At 60.5% G+C, this 23,393-nt stretch carries 22 protein-coding genes and 1 tRNA gene; 19 read left to right on the forward strand and 4 right to left on the reverse strand.

Translation table 11 applies throughout. The annotated features are described in order from the left end of the window. Positions 1-67: 67 nt before the first annotated feature. From EWV35_RS02850 to EWV35_RS02870, 5 genes are all read left to right on the forward strand, one after another. A complete protein-coding gene (locus tag EWV35_RS02850) occupies positions 68-1,459 on the forward strand; it encodes a hemolysin family protein (protein ID WP_129657933.1) in 1,392 nt (463 codons plus the stop codon). Next, a complete protein-coding gene (locus tag EWV35_RS02855; RefSeq protein WP_129657935.1) occupies positions 1,456-2,607 on the forward strand; it encodes a hemolysin family protein in 1,152 nt (383 codons plus the stop codon). Before EWV35_RS02850 ends, EWV35_RS02855 begins: the two co-directional genes overlap by 4 nt. A 96-nt stretch (positions 2,608-2,703) precedes the next feature. Further along, positions 2,704-3,675 carry a metal ABC transporter solute-binding protein, Zn/Mn family gene (locus EWV35_RS02860; protein WP_165168302.1) on the forward strand — a complete coding sequence of 324 codons (972 nt, stop codon included), beginning with the start codon at positions 2,704-2,706 and terminating at the stop codon, positions 3,673-3,675. 86 nt (positions 3,676-3,761) lie between these two features. Next, entirely contained in the window at positions 3,762-4,595 is an 834-nt protein-coding gene (locus EWV35_RS02865; RefSeq protein WP_129657939.1) for a metal ABC transporter ATP-binding protein, read from the forward strand. Continuing rightward, entirely contained in the window at positions 4,595-5,542 is a 948-nt protein-coding gene (locus EWV35_RS02870) for a metal ABC transporter permease (protein ID WP_129657941.1), read from the forward strand. Before EWV35_RS02865 ends, EWV35_RS02870 begins: the two co-directional genes overlap by 1 nt. On the opposite strand, the gene EWV35_RS02875 is transcribed toward EWV35_RS02870, so the two are convergent. Next, a complete protein-coding gene (locus EWV35_RS02875; RefSeq protein WP_238654063.1) occupies positions 5,506-5,973 on the reverse strand; it encodes a Fur family transcriptional regulator in 468 nt (155 codons plus the stop codon). The two genes, EWV35_RS02870 and EWV35_RS02875, sit on opposite strands and share 37 nt — an antisense overlap. A 178-nt stretch (positions 5,974-6,151) precedes the next feature. On the opposite strand from EWV35_RS02875, the gene EWV35_RS02880 reads away from it, so the two are divergent. The 3 genes from EWV35_RS02880 to EWV35_RS13600 are packed head-to-tail and all read left to right on the forward strand — an operon-like array spanning position 6,152 to position 7,600. Beyond that, the gene (locus EWV35_RS02880) at positions 6,152-6,826 is read left to right on the forward strand and encodes an MBL fold metallo-hydrolase (protein ID WP_129657945.1); all 675 of its coding nucleotides are present in this window, start codon (positions 6,152-6,154) and stop codon (positions 6,824-6,826) included. Next, on the forward strand, positions 6,823-7,248 hold the full coding sequence (locus EWV35_RS02885) for an HIT family protein (RefSeq protein WP_129657947.1): 426 nt from the start codon (positions 6,823-6,825) through the stop codon (positions 7,246-7,248). Before EWV35_RS02880 ends, EWV35_RS02885 begins: the two co-directional genes overlap by 4 nt. A gap of 58 nt (positions 7,249-7,306) precedes the next feature. Continuing rightward, positions 7,307-7,600 carry a helix-turn-helix domain-containing protein gene (locus EWV35_RS13600; protein ID WP_366150671.1) on the forward strand — a complete coding sequence of 98 codons (294 nt, stop codon included), beginning with the start codon at positions 7,307-7,309 and terminating at the stop codon, positions 7,598-7,600. Here EWV35_RS13600 and hrpA read toward each other — a convergent pair. From hrpA to EWV35_RS02905, 3 genes are all read right to left on the reverse strand, one after another. Then, positions 7,520-11,635, reverse strand: a complete 4,116-nt coding sequence (gene hrpA, locus EWV35_RS02895; RefSeq protein WP_129657949.1) for an ATP-dependent RNA helicase HrpA — start codon at positions 11,633-11,635, stop codon at positions 7,520-7,522. The genes EWV35_RS13600 and hrpA overlap by 81 nt on opposite strands. A gap of 42 nt (positions 11,636-11,677) precedes the next feature. Then, on the reverse strand, positions 11,678-12,556 hold the full coding sequence (locus EWV35_RS02900; protein WP_129657950.1) for an alpha/beta hydrolase: 879 nt from the start codon (positions 12,554-12,556) through the stop codon (positions 11,678-11,680). 71 nt (positions 12,557-12,627) lie between these two features. Further along, positions 12,628-12,703 (reverse strand) — tRNA-Arg (locus tag EWV35_RS02905). A 190-nt stretch (positions 12,704-12,893) separates the two neighbouring features. Between EWV35_RS02905 and EWV35_RS02910 the strand changes: the two genes are divergently transcribed. From EWV35_RS02910 to EWV35_RS02960, 11 genes are read left to right on the forward strand one after another with little or no spacing between them, the layout of a single operon-like run. After that, on the forward strand, positions 12,894-13,196 hold the full coding sequence (locus EWV35_RS02910; protein ID WP_129657952.1) for an urease subunit gamma: 303 nt from the start codon (positions 12,894-12,896) through the stop codon (positions 13,194-13,196). A gap of 15 nt (positions 13,197-13,211) precedes the next feature. Continuing rightward, a complete protein-coding gene (locus EWV35_RS02915; RefSeq protein ID WP_129657954.1) occupies positions 13,212-13,640 on the forward strand; it encodes an urease subunit beta in 429 nt (142 codons plus the stop codon). A 25-nt stretch (positions 13,641-13,665) separates the two neighbouring features. Next, positions 13,666-15,381: an urease subunit alpha gene (ureC, locus tag EWV35_RS02920; RefSeq protein ID WP_129657956.1), complete on the forward strand. Its 1,716-nt coding sequence runs from the start codon at positions 13,666-13,668 to the stop codon at positions 15,379-15,381. Positions 15,382-15,410: 29 nt separating this feature from the next. Then, positions 15,411-15,899, forward strand: a complete 489-nt coding sequence (gene ureE / locus EWV35_RS02925) for an urease accessory protein UreE (protein ID WP_129657958.1) — start codon at positions 15,411-15,413, stop codon at positions 15,897-15,899. Continuing rightward, positions 15,880-16,593: an urease accessory protein UreF gene (locus EWV35_RS02930; RefSeq protein WP_129657960.1), complete on the forward strand. Its 714-nt coding sequence runs from the start codon at positions 15,880-15,882 to the stop codon at positions 16,591-16,593. The genes ureE and EWV35_RS02930 overlap by 20 nt, the downstream gene beginning before the upstream one ends. Positions 16,594-16,618: 25 nt before the next feature. Further along, positions 16,619-17,230 carry an urease accessory protein UreG gene (gene ureG, locus EWV35_RS02935; protein WP_129657962.1) on the forward strand — a complete coding sequence of 204 codons (612 nt, stop codon included), beginning with the start codon at positions 16,619-16,621 and terminating at the stop codon, positions 17,228-17,230. Continuing rightward, positions 17,231-18,133 (forward strand): urease accessory protein UreD, encoded by a 903-nt coding sequence (locus EWV35_RS02940; RefSeq protein ID WP_129657964.1) that lies wholly within the window; start codon positions 17,231-17,233, stop codon positions 18,131-18,133. A 38-nt stretch (positions 18,134-18,171) separates the two neighbouring features. Then, complete coding sequence (locus EWV35_RS02945) at positions 18,172-19,266, forward strand: HoxN/HupN/NixA family nickel/cobalt transporter (RefSeq protein ID WP_129657966.1); 1,095 nt, start codon at positions 18,172-18,174, stop codon at positions 19,264-19,266. An 8-nt stretch (positions 19,267-19,274) separates the two neighbouring features. After that, entirely contained in the window at positions 19,275-20,198 is a 924-nt protein-coding gene (locus EWV35_RS02950; protein ID WP_129657968.1) for an urea transporter, read from the forward strand. A 25-nt stretch (positions 20,199-20,223) separates the two neighbouring features. Continuing rightward, positions 20,224-21,882 carry an arginine--tRNA ligase gene (argS, locus tag EWV35_RS02955; RefSeq protein WP_129657970.1) on the forward strand — a complete coding sequence of 553 codons (1,659 nt, stop codon included), beginning with the start codon at positions 20,224-20,226 and terminating at the stop codon, positions 21,880-21,882. Further along, a complete protein-coding gene (locus EWV35_RS02960) occupies positions 21,883-23,370 on the forward strand; it encodes a diaminopimelate decarboxylase family protein (protein WP_129657972.1) in 1,488 nt (495 codons plus the stop codon). It begins immediately after the preceding gene. Positions 23,371-23,393: the final 23 nt, after the last annotated feature.

Below are 23,393 nucleotides of genomic sequence, written 5' to 3' on the forward strand. Positions count from 1 at the left end.
TTTAGTTGCTCTCATCCTGGGCCGCCTCTCGCGCGCCGCCACACTTCCGGGACGGTGAATTGATCCCGTGGAATGGTTACTCGTTCTGGCCGGTATCATCCTGATTCTCGGCACCGGTTTCTTCGTCGCGGTCGAGTTCTCACTCGTGGCGTTGGACCAACCCACCGTCGTGCGCCATATACAAGATGGCGATCGGCAGGCCGAACCGCTTCTGAAATGCCTGAAATCATTGTCCACGCAGCTGTCGAGTTGCCAGTTGGGCATCACGATCACCACGTTGCTGACGGGTTACACACTCGACGTCGGGATCCAGGGTCTGTTGACCGAAACCATAGACGGGTGGGGCATTGCCCCGGCTGTTGCTTCCGCGTCGACTCTGATCGTCTCAATGCTCATTGCGACGCTCCTGTCGATGACTTTGGGTGAACTGATACCCAAGAACCTCTCGATCGCGGAGTCCTTCAGGATCGGCAAGGCGCTAGCCCGGTATCAGCTTGCCTTCACCGCACTGATGAAACCTTTCGTGATCGTCATGAACGGCAGCGCGAACAAGATCCTTCACCTCATGGGTCTCGAGGCGAAGGAAGAGCTCTCGGGCGCCCGTTCGCCGGAGGAGCTTTCCTCCATGGTTCGACGTTCCGCCGATCTTGGGACCCTCGACGTCGGAACCGCGAATTTCGTGGCCCGGACCTTGAATTTCTCCGAACACACCGCCTCCGACGTGATGACCGCCCGTCGCCAGGTCGTCATGCTTCCGACCACCGCCAACGTCCACGAGGTCATTGCCGAGGCTCGGAAAACCGGACACTCTCGCTTCCCGTTGTACGGCGAGAATCAGGATGACGTGAAAGGCGTGGTCCACATCAAGAGGGCCGTCGGTGTGCCGCCTGACCGGCGGGATACCGTCCAGGCCGGCGCGTTGATGGACGAGGTGCTCCGGGTTCCGGAGACCATTCATCTCGACGCCTTGCTGAAAGAACTGCGCGAGGCCGCGTTGCAGGTCGCCGTCGTGCTTGACGAATACGGCGGAACCGCGGGCATCACAACCCTGGAGGACCTGGTCGAAGAGATCGTCGGCGAGGTTGCGGATGAGCACGACCGCGCCGTCCCTGGCGTCCTCGAGACCGCGGACGGCCGGTGGCATTTCCCCGGACTTCTGCGTCCGGATGAAGTCACGGAGAAAGTCACACCCTTGGACGTCGACGACGATCCTGCTTTCGAGACCATGGGCGGTTTCATGATGGATCGGCTCGGACGAATCCCCGAGATCGGTGACACCGTACCGATCGAAACGGGGATCCTCGAAGTCGAGCGAATGGACCATCGCCGTGTGGAACGGATCCTTTTCACCCCCTCGGTGCACGGAGCCGACGAAACCCTTTCTGAGGACCTGGGCCCGGTGAGGGCCATGGACGGCAGTATCGACGCCAGCTCGGCAAAGAATGGGAGCACTCGATGAACGATTGGGTTTCCCTCGCATTACTGGTGGTCCTTCTCGCGGGGAACGCATTCTTCGTGGGCGGCGAATTCGCGATCATGTCAGCACGTCGCTCCCAGATCGAACCTCTCGCCGAGTCCGGCAACAAGCGTGCGCAAACCACGCTGCGTGCCATGGAACATGTGTCCCTGATGTTGGCTTGTTGCCAGCTCGGCATCACGGTTTGCTCGCTTCTGATCCTGAACGTTGCCGAACCCGCGGTTCACCACCTTGTGGCCGGCCCGCTGACAAACCTGGGCGTTCCTTCCTCCGCGGCGAACATCGCCGGGTTCCTGTTGGCCCTGCTGTTGGTCACGTTCCTGCACGTGATCTTCGGTGAGATGGTTCCCAAGAACATCTCCGTCTCGGTTGCCGACAAAGCGGCGCTGGTACTGGCCCCGCCTCTGGTCATGATCTCCCATGCGGTCAAGCCGATCATCGTCTTCCTCAACTGGCTCGCCAATTCGGCTCTGAAGATCATGAAGGTCGAGCCCAAGGACGAGGTCTCTTCGACGTTCACACTCGAGGAATTGCAGACGATCGTCGAGGAGTCGACCGCAGAAGGGTTGGTCACCGACACGGACGGCATGCTCTCCGGTGCACTGGAATTCTCGGAAAAAAGCGTCGGGGAAGTCATGGTCCCGGTGGATCGGTTGGTCACCCTGCCTTCAGATTGCTCTCCGCATGACCTCGAAAAGGCCGTGGGCCGAACCGGCTTTTCCCGTTTCGTTCTGAAATCGGACGATGGAAGCTACCTGGGGTACCTTCACGTCAAGGACGTCTTGTCGATTCCCGACGAGCGTTATCGCCAGCCGACCCCGTTGACCAGGGTCCGTTCGCTGATCAACCTTCGACCGGACACCACCGTCGAGGACGCCCTGAGTACGATGCAACGTACCCACGGCCACGTCGCCCGCGTCCTCGCGCAGAGTGGCGAGACGATCGGCGTTCTGTTCCTTGAGGACGTGCTGGAAGAGCTGATCGGTGAGGTCAAGGACTCGACGCAGGCCATGGATTACCGACGCACCGGAATTTCCTACCGTGAGGAAAGCTCGCGTTCCATGTTCCCCAAAACGTCGGGCCGTGGCGCGACGGCGGCCACCGCGAAGCGCCCTACGAAGGAAGCATAAGCCATCGCTAAATTGTGAACGATTCGCATCTGAGTAGACTTCTTGCAGATGCGATTCGTTCGCTTTTTCATTGAATGGTGCGTAAAAGGAGAAAACATGCGTGGTAAGGGCTGGGTCAGGGCTGTGGCCATCGCCGCAGTCGGTGGGGTCGCTCTGACGGGTTGCTCGAATTCGGATCCGGGTTCCTCCGGTAGTTCGGAGGACGACAAAATCACCGTGGTGACCTCCACGAACGTCTATTCCGACATCGTGAAATCCATTGCAGGGGATAACGTCAAGGTCGAACCCCTCATCAATTCCACCAGCCAGGACCCGCACTCCTACGAGGCGACCGCGCAGGACCGGCTCAAGGCCAAGGACGCCGATCTCATCGTTGAGAACGGCGGCGGATACGACGCCTTCATGGAAGACATCAGCGAAGGCTCCGATGCAAAGAAGATCGACGCCGTCCAGCTCTCCGGGCTGCCCGGTGCGGATGAAGCGGACGGTCATGACCACGATCACGATTCAGCCTCGGGCCATGAGCACGACCACGATCACGGCTCCTTCAACGAGCACGTCTGGTACAACCCGAAAGTGATGGAGACCGTGAGCAAGAAGATCTCCGACGAACTCGGAAGTCTCGACTCGGATCACAAGGACGACTATTCCAAACGGGAACAGGAACTCGGGGACAAGCTCGGAAAGCTGCAGGAGCGAGCCTCCTCCCTGAAGGGTGATGGCCGACAGTACCTGGCGACCGAACCGGTCCCCGGATATTTACTGCAGGCTGCTGGCTTCACGGACGCGACTCCTCATGGCTTCTACGAAGCGATTGAGGGCGACACCGACGCACCTGCTTCCGTGATCAAGTCTCTGAAGGACGAGTTGGCCTCCGGTAACATCGCGTTACTGGGGTTCAACTCGCAGACCGAGTCTTCGCAGACCCAGGACATCAAGAAATACGCCGAGGATCACAACGTTTCGACGGTTTCCTTCACCGAGACCCTTCCCGATGACCAGGATTACGTCGGCTGGATGAACAAGAACCTGGACAATATTTCCTCCGCCTTGGACAGTCAGTCGTAAACTGACCTGACTTCCCGAACGGTGACGCCGGCTCCAAGCCGGCGTCACCGTATTCGTTACTTCATATCGCCTCGTCAAGGAGTTTTATCGTGTCCCCACTGCAGCCTCCGAGCGTCGCTCTGGACCGTGCTGCGCTGTCCTTTGGGGAGCGCACCCTCTGGACCGAGCTGACACTGGATATCCCCCAGGGCGAGTATTTCGCTGTTCTGGGTCCGAACGGATCGGGGAAATCGACCTTCCTCAAGACATTGCTCGGGCTTTTGCCTCTTTCGGACGGTTCAGTCCGAGTGCTAGGGGAGACGGTGCGGCGCGGTAATCCACAGATCGGTTACGTGCCCCAACAGCGTCCGTTTTCGCCGGATACCCCATTGAGGGCACGAGACCTGGTGGGAATGGGCCTGGACGGCCATCGCTGGGGGCCGGGACTGCTGTCCCGGAAGCGCAGAGCCCGTGTCGACGAGTCGTTGGAACGCGTCGGTGCCAAGGAGTACGCGGCCGTTCCCGTGGGGCTGTTGTCCGGTGGAGAACAACAACGGCTGCGTGTCGCCCAAGCCCTGGCGTCCCGGCCCAGGCTGTTGCTGTGCGACGAGGCGCTCCTTTCCTTGGACCTGCGCCATCAGAGCGCGGTGAGCCGACTGATCGAAGACTACAGAGAAGAGTCGGGTGCCACAGTGGTTTTTGTGACTCACGAGATCAACCCGATCATCGACGACGTCGACCGTGTGCTGTATCTGGCCAACGGTCGATTCACGGTGGGCAGCGTCGAGGAGGTCATGACCACAAAAACTCTCACGCGTGTCTACGATGCACCGGTGAACGTGATCCAGGTCGACGGTCGCTATATCGTCGTGGGAGCCGGATCTGCTTCCGAGGTCTCTGGCTCGGACTGCCACGCACACGATATCGGAGGGGAAGCCTGATGCTCATTGATGCACTAGCCCCGTCGCTGATAGCCGCCAGTGATTTCTGGAGCCGAATTTTTGTTTTCGAAGACTACGGTCAATTATTTGTTCTTCTCAGTCAGTCCGTCGTTGCGGGAGCCATTCTGGCTCTCATCGGGGGCTTCATCGGGACCTTCGTGATGATGCGTGACGGCTCTTTCGCCGTTCACGGAATAGCCGAACTTTCCTTTGCGGGCGCCGCATTCTTCCTGCTCCTCGGTTTGGACGTGATCACCGGGTCTTTGCTGGGGTCGATCGCGGCAGCGGCGATCATCGGGATCCTGGGGGCCAGGGCCAGCCACAACAGCACATTCATCGGTGTGCTGATGCCTTTCGGCCTCGGGCTCGGAATCCTGTTCCTCTCGTTGTACCAAGGCAGATCAGCAAATAAGTTTTCACTCCTGACGGGGCAGATCGTGTCCGTCGACGCTGCTCAGGTATCCGAGATGGCCATCGGCGCCCTCGTCGTGATCGGCGGTTTGCTCATCGTGTGGCGCCCCCTGACTTTTGCAAGTCTCGATCCGGACGTTGCAATCGCCAAGGGTGTACCGATGCGAGGCCTTGCAATGGTCTTCATGCTGTTGCTCGGCATCTCGGTTGCTCTGTCCGTGCAAGTGGTCGGCTCGCTTCTGGTTCTGGCGCTCCTGATCACCCCAGCGGCGGCGGCGATCCAACTGACGGCGTCGCCGGTCAAGGCCGTGGTTCTTTCTGTCGTCTTCGCCGAAATAGCCACCGTGGGCGGAATCATGCTCGCGCTGGCGGGCTCTCTGCCCATCAGCCCTTACGTCACAACCATTTCCTTCTTGATCTACATCATCTGCCGGATCGTGGGAACGGTGCGTCGGCGAGTGACGGGGTCCGGAAGAAAAATGCCGGTTGCCGCCTCACCTCATGAGGAGGAGCGCGCAACCTCGCGAGTGCACTGAGCGCACAATCCGGTCAGCTCGATCGTATGCGCGATTTCGGTGAAACCGAACCTGGAGCCAACCTGTTCGGCCCATTGCTCGACGACGTCGGCTTCGATATCCTCCGCGGCCCCACAGCGACGGCACAGAAGATGATGGTGATGGTCATCGGCCAGGCACTTCCTGTACAGGGCCTGGCCGTCGTCTGACTGGACCACGTCCACTTCGCCCGTGTCCTCAAGAGATTGGAGGATGCGGTAGACGGTGGCCAACGAAACCCTGCCGCCGCGGTCCGAGACGATGCGGTGGAAGTCCTGGGCCGAGTGAAATTCTTCCAGAGTATCCAGCGCCTCGACGACCGTTCTGCGCTGCCGAGTATTGCGGAATTCCTGGGTCGTTCGCGCTCCTGCGGACCCCTCGGATCCTTCGTGCGCGGGTTGTTGCGCGGCCACGGCCTCAATCCTCTTTCTTGCCGATGTCTGAAGGCGGTCCGATGCCCGCCCAGGTGCGGTTGCTCTTCCGCACCATATTGTCCCCATTCTAGGTGCGATGGATCCTAGGCATCGCCCAGGGCGTAACGGCCCGGCACTGCCCTTACCCCGAACAGCTCAGGACGATATTCTGGGTGTTATGCGACTCACCAAGTTCACGCACTCATGCGTCCGACTGGAAAAGGACGGATCCGTTCTCGTCTTCGATCCGGGCAACTTCTCCGATGCGGCGGAGATCGGAACGGCTCTCGAAGGAGTCGATTATGTGGTCATCACACACGAGCACCCTGATCATTACGACCGCGACACGGTCAATGGTTACCTCGATACACGGCCGGACGTCCAGGTTTACGCACCTGGTTCCGTTGCTCGGGAGATGAACGAGTCGGTCCAGAAGCCGGAGAGGATCCATGAGGTCCACGGGGAGGAGTCCTTTGACCTCGGACCATACGCCATACGGACCTTTGGCGGCCAGCATGCTTTGATCCATCCGCTCGTGCCCGTGGTGGAAAATATCGGATTTCTGGTGGACGACAACGTGTACCATCCCGGCGACAGCCTGATCGTTCCGCACAGGATCCAGGTTCGGAACCTCTTGGTTCCGATTCATGCACCGTGGAACAAATTGCACGAGGTCGTGGACTTCTTGACGTCGGTTCGGCCTCATCACGCATACCCCCTTCACGACGGGCTTCTGGCCGAAAACGGCAAAGCCATGTTGACGAATCACCTGACCAACTTCGGGGGCAAGTACGGTAGCGAGTACCACCGCCTGGAACCCGGGGAATCCATCACTATCGAGGAGACAATGTGAGCACGGTATTTACCAAGATCATCGAAGGCGAGTTGCCTGCCCGCTTCGTGTGGAAGGACGAGCGCGCCGTCGGGTTCCTCTCGATTGCGCCGTTGTCCATGGGCCATGTCCTGGTTGTTCCTCGGGAAGAGGTCGACCATTGGGTTGACCTGCCTCAGGACCTTTCCGTGCACCTCATGAAGGTTTGCCAGACCATCGGGCAGGCCATCGACGAAGTTTACGACCCCGTTCGTGTAGGCCTGATGATTCAAGGGTTCGAGGTTCCCCATGCGCACCTGCACGTGTGGCCCACCAATTCCATCGAGGAATTCAGCTTCGACCAAGTGGACAATGATCCGGACCAGGACAGCATGGACGAGGCAGCTGCCGCTATTCGCGACGTGCTGACCAGATCCGGGCATTTCGAGGCCGAAGTATCCTGAGACGAAGGATTTTCGGATCGGGGGAGTCAGGGCAACCCGACCTCACGAGGAAACCGAAGTGCTCCAACTCATGGCTGAGGGGCATACCAACTCCGGGATAGCGGAGCGGTTCGTCATCGCCGAGGGAGGAGCCGAGAAACATTCGCAAAGAATTTTCGCGAAGCACCGACTGGCGGAATCCGACGATCTCCACGGGAGATTGACCGCAGTCCTGCGGTATCTCAACCGTCGAATTGCGCCACGCCGGCCAGTCTTCGAATCGTCGGAGCCGTTATGCACGTCGCGACTGATTCAACATGTCGATAGCCTGCTTCTGCGACTTTCTGATCCGTTGGGCGGAGACGGGCCGTGAGGTTCCCAGCTCCTGGGCGAAGTAGCTCACGCGGAGTTCTTCGATCATCCAGCCGACGTCCGCGAGCGGAGCGGGTACCTCCCCGTCTACCGAGTACTTCTCGGCAGCGGAATCGTATCCGTCCTCCAGCTCCTGGACCTCAAGCATCAGCGTCGTGTCCTTGCCGACGCGCTCGCCGACCTTCGCGATGCGTCGACTCATGCCTTCAAGGTATCTCGGGAGGTGGACCAGACGTTCGTAACCGGTGGAAGCCACGAAACCGGGGTACACCAGGTGCTCGAGTTGGGCTTTCATGTCGTTGAAGTTGTTGATAATAGCCAAAGACGCTGAAGACTTGAGTTGTTTGCGCACCTGGTTGGCCAGCTTGAGGATCTCGGCAACCAAACTTGTCACCGTGAACACGGTATCGATGAGTTCGGCTCGGACCTCGTGGAACAGGCTTTCGAATTCCTGCCGGGACACGGGTGCGGTCTCCGGGGTGAGTTTGTCCAGTGCAGCAACGGTGCAGTCGGCGATCAACGAGTCGACCGAACCGTGAGGGTTCTGCGTGAAAACGATCTTTTCCTGGTTCTTCAGATGTTCCGACACGTATTTGTGCGGTGAAGGAACTCGTAAGGACAGCAATCGAATCGTTGCCTTTCGCTGTGCTCGATTCCGTTCCGACTCGGAAGCCAGAACACGCACGGCCACGGTCTCGCCTTCGTCGACCAGCGCTGGATATCCCTCGACCCGTTGCCCAGAAATGGTTCGTGTGATCTTGGGCGGAACGTCCGTTTCCGGCCAATCCCTGAGGCCGGAAACCTCGACGACACCCGCTCCCGCGGTGCGCCGCGTCGGGACGTGACCAGAACTCGGTTCACTGTCTTGCTCCTGCAGCTTGTTTCGTGTCGTCGGCGCCGGCTCGGGGGCACGGCCCTGTTCCGTCAGACGAGCGAGGGCTTCCGGAGAGGCCCCCAACGAAGCGGCCAGTGCCGACCGTATCTGAGGTCGTAATTGCTCCTGCAACGCTGCGAGGTCCTTGCCTTCCCCGAGGAGTTTGTTCTTCGCATCCCGGACCTGGAAGGTCATCCGCAAGTGTTCCGGAACGGCGGCCCAGTTCCACGACCCAGGGGGAATAACTTGTCCCTTGAGCCGCCGGAGCACCAGCTCGAGTGAGGGGAGCAGCTGGTCGCGTGCAGGATCGAAATCTGTCTCGAGCGCCTCGACCGCGTGTCGAGCGACATCCGGTGCAGGAACAAAATTCTTGCGCGATGCCTTGGGAAGGGACTTGATGAGGGCGGTGATCAATTCGTGTCGCAGTCCAGGAATCAACCACTCGAAAGGCTCCTGAGGTATCTGATTCAGAAAGACAATCGGCACCTGGACGAATACGCCGTCGGCTTCCGGGCTCGCACCCGGCGCCGCTGGCGCGAACTCGTAGGAGAGATCCAGCCTGAGCTCCGAGTCCGAGGTAGGCAGGACCCACGTGCGAGGAAATTGGGATTCGTCGTAGTCTCGGGCCTCTTCGTCGATGAGGTTCTCCGGGTTGAGGTCCAGAAGATGCTCGTTCTGCGGACGGGTCTTCTTCCACCACCGATCGAAATGACGTTCCGAGACGACGTCCGCCGGGATTCGGGCGTCGTAGAAATCGAAGATCACATCGTCGTCGACGCGCAGATCGCGACGCCGAAGCCTTGCTTCGAGCTGGTCGATCTCTGCGAGGCGTTTACGGTTCCGTTGGAAGAAACGATGACGCGTGCGCCAGTCGCCTTCCACGAGGGCCTTCCGAATGAACAATTCGCGGGCGAGCACCGGGTCGATGCGCCAGTAGTTCACGGGGCGATCGGTGACGACCGGCACCCCGAACAGGGTCGCTTTTTCGTAAGCCATCACGGAACCGCGCTTGGCCGACCAGTGGGGTTCGGAATAGGTCCGCTTGAGCAGCGACCCGGCCGCGTCTTCGATCCATTGAGGATCCACCGAGGCATTCACTCGCGCCCACAACTTGGAGGTTTCCACGAGTTCCGCCGAGACGATCCAGTCCGGGTTCTTCTTGAACAAACCGGATCCCGGGAAGATGGAGAACCGGGTGCCCCGCGCCCCTTGGTATTCGTGTCTGCGCTCGTCCTTGAGGCCGATATGGCTCAACAGGCCGGTCAGAAGGGACCGATGGACGGCTTCCTCGCTTCCCCCGACGCGAATTCGGCGTCCGCGGGAGACCTTAATGTCCGCTCGCGAACCAAGCTGCCGCAGTTGCTCGTAAAGGTCCTGCCACTCCCGAACTCGCAGGAAGTTGATGAACTCGCGTTGACACATCTTCCGGAACTGGGAAGACGACAATTCTTCCTGTTTCTCCTGGAGGTACTGCCAGAGCAGGAGATAACTCGAGAAGTCCGAGGTATCGTCTTTGAACCGCGCATGGAACTCATCCGCTTGAGCCCTCTTCTCCGTAGGTCTCTCACGGGGATCCTGGATCGTCAGGGCCGCGGCCAAAACCATGACTTCCTTGGCGACGTCGTGCTCTTGGGCAGCGACAATCATGCGTCCGAGCCGCGGATCCACCGGAAAAGCGGCCAGCTGACGGCCGACGGAGGTCAACGGCGAAGGCCTAGACTTTCGTTTGCCGCGTCCGCGTCGTGGCTGTGAATCGAGTTTTTCCGGAATTGCATGGACCGGCGCATCCTGGAGGGCTCCCAGCTCGCGGAGCACATTTACGCCGTCGGAGATCGAACGCTTGGCGGGCGGCTGTACGAACGGGAATTTTTCCATGTCCCCTGGAGAGCGTACGACGCCGATCGACATCGTGTGGAGAATCACCGAGGCGAGATTGGTGCGCAGTATTTCGGGATCGGTGAACTCGGGGCGGGACTCGAAATCCTCTTCGGAATAGAGACGAATTGCTATACCGTCCGAAACGCGTCCGCAACGTCCGGAACGCTGGTTCGCACTGGCCTGGGAAATTCGTTCGATCGGCAGACGCTGAACTTTGGTCCGGACGGAATACCGAGAAATCCTGGCGGTACCCGGATCGATCACGTACTTGATGCCAGGCACAGTCAGCGAGGTCTCGGCAACGTTGGTCGCCAGAACGATACGGGGCTTGCCGGACGGCCGAAATACCCGATGCTGTTCTGCCATCGACAGTCTCGCGAAGAGGGGGAGGATCTCGGTTCCGGCCAGGGACCGCTCGCGTTTGGACAGATCCTCGAGCGCGTCCGCGGCGTCGCGGATTTCCCGCTCTCCCGAGAAGAAGACGAGAATGTCGCCCGGATCCTCTTTCTTGAGCTCCAAGACGGCATCGCATACCGCATCCAAGGGGTCCCGGTCGTCGATCTCGAGTCCGTCGTCGGTTTCCTCATCCGTTGCCTCCGGAGAACCGCTCAAGGGACGATAACGAATCTCGACGGGGTACGTACGGCCGGATACCTCGATCACCGGCGCCGCGTCATCGGGCAGTGGATCGTCCTCGGAACGTTCCTCGACCGGGTCGAAACTCGGGGCAAAATGCCGGGCAAAACGGTCCGGATCGATGGTCGCAGACGTAATGATGAGCTTCAGATCAGGGCGCTGGGGGAGGATTCTCTTGAGGTAGCCCAAGATGAAATCGATATTCAAGGACCGTTCGTGGGCCTCGTCGATGATGATTGCGGAATACTTCTTGAGCAACGGATCATGCGGGATCTCTGCGAGAAGGATCCCGTCCGTCATGAGTTTGATCGCGGTCCGATCACTGACCTCCGAGGTGAACCGGACCTGATAGCCGACCGTTTGGCCGATCTTCTGCCCCAATTCCTCGGCGATGCGCTCGGCAACGGATCTGGCGGCCAATCGGCGCGGCTGCGTGTGGCCGATGGTGCCGGACTCGTTCAACCCGAGCTCGAGGCACATTTTGGGGATCTGCGTGGTCTTGCCGGAACCCGTTTCGCCGGCGATCACGACCACCTGGTTATCCCGGATGGCTTCCATGATGTCTTCCCTGCGGGCAGAGACGGGCAAAGACTCCGGATAGGTGATGTGGAGAGGGACGGAAGCGGACGTTACGGACTGATCAGACATATCGCCTCCCAGTTTACCGGCCGTCCGCACCGACGAGGACCGTCAGTCCCGCGCGAGCATCCAGTGGGTCCGGATCCACGCGATGATGCGCTCTATTCGTGCCTCGTCCCGGAAGATGAGTGCGTCCGAGTGCTCGGCCTTCGGCACGATTTCCAGAGCGGTCGAAATACCTCGTGCCCGCAGCGCCCGATGGGCGTCGCCGGATTGCGTCCACGGCACACAGGAGTCCGAATCTCCGTGAACATAGAACACGGGGCGATGGTTCGGACAGAGGTCGTCCGAACGAGCGTAGTCAAGGGGATGCGCGCGTGCCCATGCGGCCTCGGCCGGAGAACCTGGACGTGCGGGATACGACGAGCCGAGCAGCCGCCGTTCTGCCCCGTCGTCGTCGGGGTGATCTGCCGGGAAACCGCACGCCGTGCGGTCGTCGAAAATCGACCGGAGGTCGCTGACGCCGTAGAAGCTCACGGCGCAGACAACGTCGGTGGATTCCGAGGAGCCCCCCGGTCCCTCGAGGTAGGGGATACCGGAATCCGGCGTTGCGGCGAGCAGCTGGGCGAGGTGGCCTCCCGCGGAGGTCCCGGATATGGCGATTCTGGCGGGATCGATGTCGAACTCATTGGCTCGCGAACGGAAAAAGCGCACCGCGGCCTTGGCATCATTGAGCTGTGCAGGGAAGCGTGAACGATGCGATAACCGGTAGTTGATGGAAACCACCGCGAAGCCAGAGGCCTGAAGCCGCTCGCGCCAATGATGCTGGCCATTATCGGAATACAGGAGGCTAGACTTGTCTCCGAACCGCCAAGCGCCTCCGTGAAGGTGAATCAGAAGTGGCGCGGGTCCGGAGATCGGATCGGCAGGCGGGTAGAAGTCGAAAGAGCGATCGACATCTTCGGGCTCTGCGTAAAAACCGCCGAGCATGTCATTTCCTCCGTACGGACCCGAATCGATACGAATTGACCCCGCCGCCGGGCGAACGGGACGGGGTCACATGGTGCCCTCGATAGGATTCGAACCTACGACTTCTTGCTCCGGAGGCAAGCGCTCTATCCACTGAGCTACGAGGGCAACGCGTACCAGCATACCAGGAAATGCGGTCGGCGAGGACAACCCGACGCTCCGCATTTCCTCGAAGGTCTTCCAGGAATCTTCCAGAACCGGGGAGTAAATACTAGAGGCGAGAAACATAGTTTCCCTAAATAGTCTGGCGTTTGGTGCGACCAATCCGCCGGTTTCCTTCGTCCGAGGAGCAATCGACGTGCACCTGCAACCCCGCGAACAAGAAAAACTGCTGACCGTTGTGGCAGCCGATCTCGCCAGGAGACGTCAGTCGCGGGGGCTCAAACTCAATTACCCGGAAGCCATAGCGATCATCACCTACGAGTTGCTCGAAGGAGCCAGGGACGGCCGGAGTGTTTCCGACCTCATGAGCTGGGGCGCCACGATTCTTTCCGAGGACGACGTTCAAGAAGGCGTCGCCGAGATGATCCCCGACGTCCAGGTCGAAGCCACGTTCCCTGACGGAACCAAGCTCGTCACGGTTCACCAACCCATTCGCTAGGAAAGGACTTTCATCGTGAAACCCGGAGAATACCGACTCGCAGAGTCGCCTATCGAATGCAATTCTGGTCGAGAGACCACAACCCTCGACGTCCTGAACCGAGGGGACCGGCCCGTCCAGGTCGGCTCGCATTTTCACTTCGCCGAAGTCAACCGCGCGTTGGCCTTTGACCGGCACACTGCACGTGGTTTCCGGCTCGACATTCCGGCAGGGACCGCGGTCCGCTTCGAACCCGGCGACCGAAAGACCGTGAATTTGGTGGCCCTGGGCGGCGACCGGACCGTTTACGGATTCCGTGACCTCGTGGACGGGCCGCTCGACGCCGCCCAGTCGACGGGACTGAGAGACGATTCCACGCCCGCTCGTCACGAGTCGGCGGCCGGGGACGCACCGGATCCGCTGCCCAGCCGGGACGACGACGACTATTCGAATCAGACGCGCTGAGCGCCTGGAAAGAACCGAGAAACCCTTGAGCTTTGAACTGAGCCGCGACCAATACGCGAACCTGTACGGCCCCACGACCGGAGACGCCGTGCGCTTGGCGGACACCGAATTGTTCGCCGAAATCGAACAGGATCTCACGACCCCGGGCGAAGAGGCCGTGTTCGGCGGTGGGAAAGTGATTCGTGACGGCATGGGCCAGAACGGTCAATTGGTGAGGGACGTCGGCGTTCCCGACCTGGTGATCACCAACGTCATCGTCATCGATTGGACCGGAATCTACAAGGCCGATGTCGCCGTTCGGGACGGGCACATCATGAAGATCGGCAAATCCGGAAACCCTCACACCATGGACGGGGTCGACATCGTCATCGGCGTTGCGACGGACGTTATCGCCGGCGAAGGAAAAATTCTGACGGCTGGCGGTATCGATTCTCACATCCACTTCATCAGCCCCGACCAGATCGAAACCGCCTTGGTCTCAGGGATCACCACCATGATCGGCGGAGGAACAGGACCCAGCGAATCGTCGAAGGCCACGACGATCACTCCCGGTGAGTGGAACATTCACAATATGCTCCGGTCGTTCGAAGCGTTCCCGATGAATTTCGGGATTCTCGGCAAAGGGCACGGTTCGTCGGTCTCGCCTCTGAGCGAGCAGATCCGGGCGGGCGCGATTGGCCTGAAGGTTCACGAAGACTGGGGTGCGACGCCGTCATCGATCAATACCTCATTGCAGGTAGCAGACCAGTACGACGTCCAAATCGCCATCCATACCGACACTCTCAATGAAGCCGGCTTCGTCGAGGACACCAAAGCGGCCATCGATGGGAGGGTCATCCACACCTTCCATACAGAAGGGGCAGGCGGCGGGCACGCGCCGGACATCATCGAACTGGCCGCGGAGCCCAATATTCTGCCCGCCTCGACGAACCCCACGTTGCCTTATACCCGCAACACGATCGAGGAACATCTCGACATGCTCATGGTCTGTCATCACCTTCGAGCCGACATCCCCGAAGACGTCGCCTTCGCGGACTCGCGGATTCGCAAAGAGACGATCGCCGCGGAGGACGTCCTTCACGACATGGGGATCTTCTCGATGACCTCTTCTGACTCCCAGGCGATGGGCCGCGTCGGTGAGGTAATCCTGAGAACCTGGCAGGTGGCCCACTCGATGAAAAAACAACGAGGCAAGCTCGCCGAGGACGAAGGAACCGCGGGAGACAATTTCCGCATCAAGCGATTCATCTCCAAGTACACCATCAATCCGGCCATCGCACACGGCGTTTCGGACTCGGTGGGTTCGATTGAAGAGGGGAAATTCGCGGATCTGGTCCTCTGGGAACCGAAGTTCTTCGGGGCCAAGCCAGACCTGATTATCAAGGGCGGACAAATGGTCCACGGTCCCATGGGAGATCCGAATGGATCGATCCCGACTCCGCAGCCCCGGAATTACCGCAAGGCATTCGGGGCCTTCGGACAGGCGACGGCGTCGTCTTCGATCACGTTCCTGTCCGAAGTCGCCGTCCAGGCCCAAGTACCTCGTCTGTTGGGGCTCAACAAGGTCATCCGAACGTGCCACGGTATACGCAACCTGACCAAGGCTGATCTCCGATTCAACGGGGAGACACCGAAGTTGTCGGTCGACCCGGAAACCTACGAAGTCAGGGTCGACGGCGAGCCGATCACGTGCGAGCCGGCCGAGGAACTGCCTCTGACCCAGCGATACTTCCTCTTCTGAACCGAACCATCCAGCCGAGGAGACAGCTCATGATCGTCACCCGCGTGCTCGCTAACGTGCACGAACCCGAAGGCCAGCTTCTCGTCGCGGACCATCACGTCGAGAACGTCGTGCTTCCCAGCCAAGACCTGGTCAAACGGATCCAGCGAATGACTACGGACCACGGACACGAATTGGGACTCCGCCTTCCGCCCCGGTCCCCGGACCTCAAGGACGGGGACGTCTTGGCCGTCCCCGGAGAAGACAGCGATTCCGCAGTTGTCGTGCGCGTCTTGCCATCGGACGTACTGGTCATCCGGCCGAAGTCGATCTTCCACATGGGTCGCATCGCGCACAGCTTGGGCAACCGGCATTTGCAGGCGCAGTTCTTCGACGGGAACAGCGAGTACGAAGCCGAGGTCATGGTCGTTCAGTACGACCACACCGTCGAGAGATTCCTTCACGAAGAAAACGTTGACTACGCACGTCAAGAACGTGTGATGCCCGTGCCGTTCCGCCATGCAGAACACACCCACTGAACCGGAGGGCACCACGGCACTGACTCGTTTGATGGGGCTGATGCAACTGACGGATTCCGCGATACCGACCGGAGCCTTCAGTCATTCGCTCGGATTCGAAACGTACATGAGTCGAGGGGAACTGGACGACGAGGAAACCTTCGCCGATTGGCTGCGCATGTTCGTGGAGCAACAACTTACGTACACCGACGCAGCAGCCATCCGTATTGCCTACCGTGCGTCCTGTGAAGAAGAAATCGTGGACCTGGACGAGCTGATTATCGCCCAAGCCCTGCCACGGCAGATACGTGACGGGGGGATCACCATGGGGCGTCGGCTTCTGTCCATCGGCGCGGCGAGCTACTCGGGACGCTGGACCGAGGCCTACGCCCGCTCGGTCGATGACGGAAGAAGCCACGGCCATCAGGCCATCGCCATGGCAGTGCTCGCCCGTGACCTGGGGGTTCCCGAAGACGAGGCCGTTGCCTCCCATGTTTACGCCTCGGTGATCTCGCTGACACAGAACGCCGTACGGGGGATCCCGCTCGGGCAGAACGCAGGACAGCGAATCGTCGCAGCGCTTCAACCAGAAGTCCTGCGCGCCGTAGAAGCGTCCAGGGGGCTGAGGGCCGAAGACCTCGGGGCAATATCGCCTGGACTCGAGATCGCCCAAATGGCACATGAGCGTCAGCGAGCGCGCCTCTTCATGAGCTGAAAACACGAATTGAAGGAGAAGAACAATGGAACCTGTGATTATAGGGATCGGCGGGCCTGTTGGGGCCGGAAAAACACAGTTGATCGAGCGCGTCTCTCGCGCCATGAGCCAGGAGATACCCATGGCCGCGATCACGAACGACATCTACACGATCGAGGATGCCAAGATTCTCGCCCGCAACTCAGTCCTGCCGGAGGACCGAATCATCGGGCTGGAAACGGGTGGCTGCCCCCACACGGCCGTCCGCGAAGACACGTCCATGAACGAAGCCGCCATCGTGGAAATGAGGAAACGGCACAAGGATCTACAGATCATTTTCGTCGAATCCGGCGGAGACAATCTTTCGGCGACCTTCAGCCCAGAGCTCGTGGACTTCTCGATCTACGTCATCGACGTCGCCCAGGGGGAGAAGATCCCGAGGAAAGCTGGTCAAGGCATGATCAAATCCGACTTGTTCATTATCAACAAAACCGATCTGGCCCCGTATGTCGGCGCCGACCTGTCCGTCATGGAAGCCGATTCGCGGGTGTTCCGGCAGGACAAGCCTTTTGCCATGACCAACCTGGTGACCGATGAAGGACTCGAAGTCGTTCTCGGATGGATACGGACCGACGTCCTCATGATGGACCTCGCCTAAGTGAAAGATCGGGAGACAGTTCACGACAGCGGTTCGGGCGGCCCGACGTCGTGCGGCGACCCGGCAGGACGGTTGCGTCTCGGGATCGATGTCCGCAACGGTCGGTCGTTCGCGGCGGACCAGTACCACGAGAACGCCCTGCGGGTCCTCAAGCCCTTGTACCTGGATTCGTCGGGACAAGTCGTCTACACCATGGTCAACCCCGGTGGTGCCTACTTCGGATCGGACGTCTACGAGATAGACATTGAGGTCAAGGATGATGCTTCCCTTCTTCTCACGACTCAGTCAGCAACGAAGGTCTACAAGACTCCGCAAGGGCCAGCGCGCCAACGCATGCGCATTTCGCTCGGCCGCGGAGCAACCCTGGAATCCGTCCCTGACCAGCTGATCGTCTACAGGGAGGGAAAATACCTCCAAGACACCGTGATCGACATGCACCCCCAGTCCTCGTTGCTGTCCTGCGAAATCATCACACCCGGATGGGCGCCCACCGGAGCGAGCTTCGCCTACAAGGAGTTGCGCATGCGCACTGAGATCCGGGTCCGGACGGAAAGAGGCCACCGTCGGGTGGCTGTAGACCAACTTCGGATCAAACCGGGCGAGGGAACGGCAGTCTCCGGCGTGGGATTCATGGAGGGGCACAGCCATACGGGCCAGCTTCTCGTCGCGGATCGGCGCCTGGACGAGCGACTCTACGAGTCCCTCGCGGAGATCATGGACGCCTCGAACACCGTGTCCGGCATGAGCCGAGTCGGAGCGCGGCGACAAGACGGCCTCGCGTGCTGGGCCATGAGAAGCCTTGCCCACAGCACTGCTGATATCCACAACCTGCACCTTGCCGTCGCGAACGAAGTCAGGTCGCGACTGCGCAACCAGGGACAGATGAACCTCCGTAAGTACTGATTGCCCTTGAATCACGCCTATTAGAAAGGGGAGAGTCGATGACGGATGTGTCTGCCTCGGCGCTCTACAGCCGCTACGTCACGCGCAGGGAAGGCCTGCCTCTCAGGACCCGAGTCGGATTCACCCTGGGCGCCGTAGGTTTGCTTCATCTCATCGCCCTCGGCCTCTTGCTGACCGCATTCGTTCCTGGATCGCAGCCCTTGGCGCTCGGCGTCGTACTGACGGCCTATGTGGCCGGAATGAAACACAGTTACGACTGGGACCACGTAGCCGCGATCGACAACTCGACGCGCAAATTCGTCGCCGACGGAAGGAACCCGGCGAGCGTAGGGTTTGCATTCAGTTTGGGCCACTCCATGGTCGTAACTCTCGCCGGAATCATGGTTATAGCAGGCGTGCACTTCGTCCACGGCGCGTTCGAGGAGGGGAGCACGGCGAATCTCGTGCTCGGGCTGATCGGAGCCGGTGTATCGGGTTTCTATCTGTTGGTCCTTGGTCTGTACAACAGCGGAATCGCGGTTCGACTGATCCGCAGGGCGCGGACGGGCCACAGATTGCCTCCGGGACATCGACACGATCTCGGCGAAAACTGGGGCTTGGTATCCCGTTTGCTCAGAGGGCCCCTGTCCAGAGTGCGCAGCCCTCGTGACATCTTCGTCATCGGTTTCCTGTTCGGCCTCGGATTCGACACAGCGACGACGATCGGACTGCTGCTGCTGACGGCCAGTGCGTCATTGGCAGGGGTGCCTGCTGTCGCATTGCTCGGCCTTCCCTTTGCCTTCACCGCGGCGATGACGCTGTGCGACACCTTGAACGGCCTCGGAATGATGCGTTTGTACTCCTCTGCTCTGGCAGACAACAGGTCCCGAATACGATTCAACGCGACCGTCACCGCCGTCTCATCGCTGGCCGCGCTCCTGATCTCGATCCTTTCGCTGGGTGGTTTCTTCCACGAACTCTTGGGCCTGAGGGATCCTGTGACCACGTGGTTGGCCGAGATCGACTTGGGTGACGCAGGGTTGGTCCTCGTCGGTTGTTTCGTTGTGGTCTGGGCGGGATTTGCCCTGGCGGAACGTCGGCGACGCACATCAGCCGAATCCGGCCCGGCGACGAATGAACGGATCGAGGCCTGAACGTTCACATGCATGCTCGCCTCATCTCAACTGCTTCCGCCGTGGCTCGGGGCCTCGGCCAAATTTTCTTTGTCCGGAGCGCGCTGACCGGTCTGGGAATCGTCATAGGGCTTTCGTTCTCCTCGTGGAGCATTGCCGGACTCGTCGTGCTGGGAAGCGTCGTTCAGACTCACGGTGCCTATTTCCTCCAGCGTCGCCGGTCAGAGATCGATGACGGACTCATGGGCTATAACGGAGCATTGGTCGGTGCGGCCGCGGCGTGGGAGCTGGGCGGCACGTGGCCCGCGGTTCTTGTGACGGTCGTAGGCAGCTTCGCGTGCATTCCCGTCCATGAAATGATCCGGTGGCTGTGGTCCTTGCCGTGGCTCCGGCGGTTCGACCTGCCCGTCTCCACCGCGCCCTTCTGCATCATTGCGGGACTCGAGCACGGGGCGATAGTGCCCCTGCTCAGAACCGAGTCGAGCGCGACCCCGGTGAACTCCTTTTCGGGCTATGAGCTGGGACTGTTCCAGGATTTCTCGGAGGTCGTCCTCTCGGCGGGTCTCGCGACCGGCCTCGTGATCGTCCTCTCGTTGTTTCTCGGATCCTGGAAGATCGGTGTGGCTTCCCTCGCAGGCAGCGCGTTGGCTATTGGACTCGGCATTGCCGTTCACTCTCCGACGGCACAAATAAGTGCAGGGTTGACCGGCTATTCGGCGGTGCTGGCAGCGATTGCTTTGGGCGTCGTCGTGCTACCGGAGAGGCCATGGGTTGTGCGCGCCGGCGCCGTCGTCGCCGGCGTCGGGCTAACCTTGGCTTTCAACCACGTGTTGGCGTTCGCGGGAGGCCCCGTGTTCACCTGGCCCTTCCTCCTCTCGATGTGGCTCGTCATGGTCGTGGTGAAGTTTCGGAAGGCCCGAATCTTTCCTCGCGCCGTCACGAAGGTGGAGTGAAAGACAATCCTTGTAGACTGGACGAGTGACTCCCGAAGAACTCTCCGATGCAATATCCGCGTGCCTCCACCAGGCCATCGACTCTGGGCAGCTCGAGCTGGTCGAGGGACAAGCCCTGCCAGAAGTGAAGATCGAGCGTCCCAAGAATCGCCAGCACGGTGACTGGAGCACCAACATTGCTCTGCAGCTCGCCAAGCGTGTGGGCAAAAACCCTCGTGAGGTCGCCCAGGCACTCTCGGAGCGGATCATCGTGATCGACGGCGTGTCCGCCGTGGACATAGCCGGTCCGGGATTCCTCAACATTGTTCTCGATGCGGCCGCAGCCGGTGTTCTGGCGCAGAACATCCTCGACGCCGGGTCAGCGTACGGTCGGTCCACCAAGCTTGACGGCATGCACATCAACTTGGAATTCGTCTCAGCCAACCCCACTGGGCCGATTCACCTCGGTGGCACGCGTTGGGCTGCGGTGGGCGACTCACTGGCACGCATCCTGACGGCCAACGGCGCCCAGGTCACCCGCGAGTACTACTTCAATGACCACGGGACGCAGATTGATCGATTCTCCGGTTCGTTGCTGGCCAAAGCTCGCCGCGAGGCTGCCCCGGAGAACGGCTACGGCGGTCAGTACATCGACGACATCGCACAGCGTGTGCTCCGCGAAGTGCCCGACGCCTTGGAATCAAATGATCCGCAGGAGGTATTCCGCAAATACGGCGTGGCGATGATGTTCGAGGACATCAAGCAGTCATTGCACGATTTCGGGGTGGACTTCGACGTCTATTTCCATGAGAACTCGCTCTTCGAATCCGGCGAGGTCGACCGTGTCCTCGAACAGCTCAAGGGCAGCGACAAGCTCTACTTCGCAGACGGCGCGTGGTGGCTGCGATCGACCGACTACGGCGACGACAAGGACCGTGTCGTCATCAAATCCGACGGAAACGCTGCATACATCGCCGGCGACATTGCTTACATCGCCGACAAGCGGGCTCGGGGTGCGAACCTGGCGATCTACATGCTGGGTGCCGATCATCACGGTTACATTGCCAGGCTGAAGGCCGCCGCAGCGGCGATCGGCGACGATCCGGACGCCGTCGAAGTCATGATCGGCCAGATGGTCAATCTGGTTCGTGACGGCAAGGCCGTCCGGATGTCCAAGCGGGCCGGCACCGTCGTGACCATGGAAGATCTGGTCGACGCCGTGGGAACCGATGCCGCGCGCTATTCGCTGACCAGATACTCGGTCGATTCCAACATCGACATCGACCTGGACCTGCTCACCAGGCGGTCCAACGAGAACCCCGTGTTCTACGTCCAGTACGCCCACGCTCGCACGTGCGCGGTAGCCCGTAACGCGGCCGATGCCGGAGTGGTGCGTTCGGTGGAGAGCTTCGACGCCTCGCTGTTAAGCACTCCGTCGGATGAGGAACTTCTCGCCGCCTTGGGGCAGTTCCCCGGTGTGCTCGTCGAAGCCGCGGAGTTCCGCGAACCGCATCGTGTGGCTCGCTATCTGGAGCGTCTGGCGGGTGCATATCATCGTTGGTACGACGCGTGCCGCGTAACTCCCAAGGGCGACGAAGAAATCACCGATATCCATCGGACTCGCCTGGCCTTGAACGATGCCACGACCCAGGTGCTGGCCAATGGTTTGCACCTCTTGGGCGTCACCGCACCGGAGAGGATGTAAATGGGCCAGGCACAGTCGACCGTGGTCCCGGAATGGCTCAGCCTTCCCTCCGACCCGGCGGAGCTGGATCGGCACATCTGGACCCCCTCTTACGGTCGTGACGGCTCGGGCGAGCTGACCATCGACGGGCAGACGGCCTCCAGCCTTGTCGAGCAGTTCGGAACACCTCAATACGTCTATTCCGAAGACACATTCCGCAGCCGCGCTCGCGAGTACCGCATCGCATTCGAAAAGGCCTTTGGCGAATACGGCGCCGAGGTCTCGGTCTATTACGCCGGAAAAGCGTTCCTCTGCTCGGCCATCGTCCGGTGGGCCCGGGAAGAAGGGCTCAACTTGGATACGGCGTCTGGGGGAGAACTCGCCCTGGGGCTTGCCGCCGGCATGCCGGGGGAGCGAATTGCCCTGCACGGCAACAACAAATCGGAAAACGAGATTCGCAGGGCACTCGAGAACGGTCTCGGACGGATCGTAGCCGATTCCGTTCCCGAACTTTTCATGATCGACCGCATCGCACGCAACATGGGTGTCACGGCCCCAGTCATGATTCGCATCACGCCCGGTGTGCATGCCGAGACGCATGATTTCATCGCCACGGCCCACGAGGACCAGAAGTTCGGGTTGTCCCTGGCCGAGGGGACGGCTGCGTTGGCCGAATCCGACGTCGAGGCATCTCTGTGGTCCGAAACGGCCGTTGCCTCATCGGACTCTGTGGCGATGCTCGCTGCCCTGACCGCGGACGCGTTGGACGGTACCGACCTGCGCGGATTCCACTGCCACATCGGTTCCCAGATCTTCGAGGCCCATGGCTTCGGCCTCGCGGCCGAGCGGCTGCTGACATTCATTTCAGACGTATCGAACCGAATTGACACGAACATCCCCGAGCTTGACCTGGGCGGCGGCTACGGTATCGGCTACATCGAGGGGGATACTCCTCGAAGCGCCGACGTCATAGCCCGCGAACTTGCACGCAGCGTCGCGGATACCTGCTCGTCATTGGGGCTGGACATACCGCACATTTCGATCGAGCCAGGCCGCGCATTGACCGGCCCCGCGGGCACCACTCTGTACACCGTGGGAACCATCAAGGACGTTGCGATCGATTCCGGATCCGGCCGGACTCAGGTGCGCCGCTACGTCTCGGTAGACGGTGGCATGTCGGATAACGCGCGTCCGGTTCTGTACGACGCAGATTACTCCGTTGTTGTGGCCAACCGGGCTCCCAGCGGAGAACAAGTTCTTTCCCGTGTGGTGGGCAAACACTGCGAATCCGGCGATGTCGTGGTTCGTTATTGTTACTTGCCCGCCGACCTCACGAGTGGCGACGTTCTTGCCGTAGCGGCCACAGGGGCGTACTGCTGGGCACTCTCGAGCAACTACAACTACCTTCCGCGACCCGGCGTGGTCGCGACTTCCTCGGCACGTCCCCCGCGCGTGATCGTGCGCGGTGAAACCGAGGAAGACCTTTTCGCCAGGGACGCCGGCCTCTGAGCCGACATACCGACTTGCTAGGA

The organism is Rothia uropygialis (genome assembly GCF_004137765.1).
Classification (GTDB): Bacteria; Actinomycetota; Actinomycetes; order Actinomycetales; family Micrococcaceae; genus Rothia.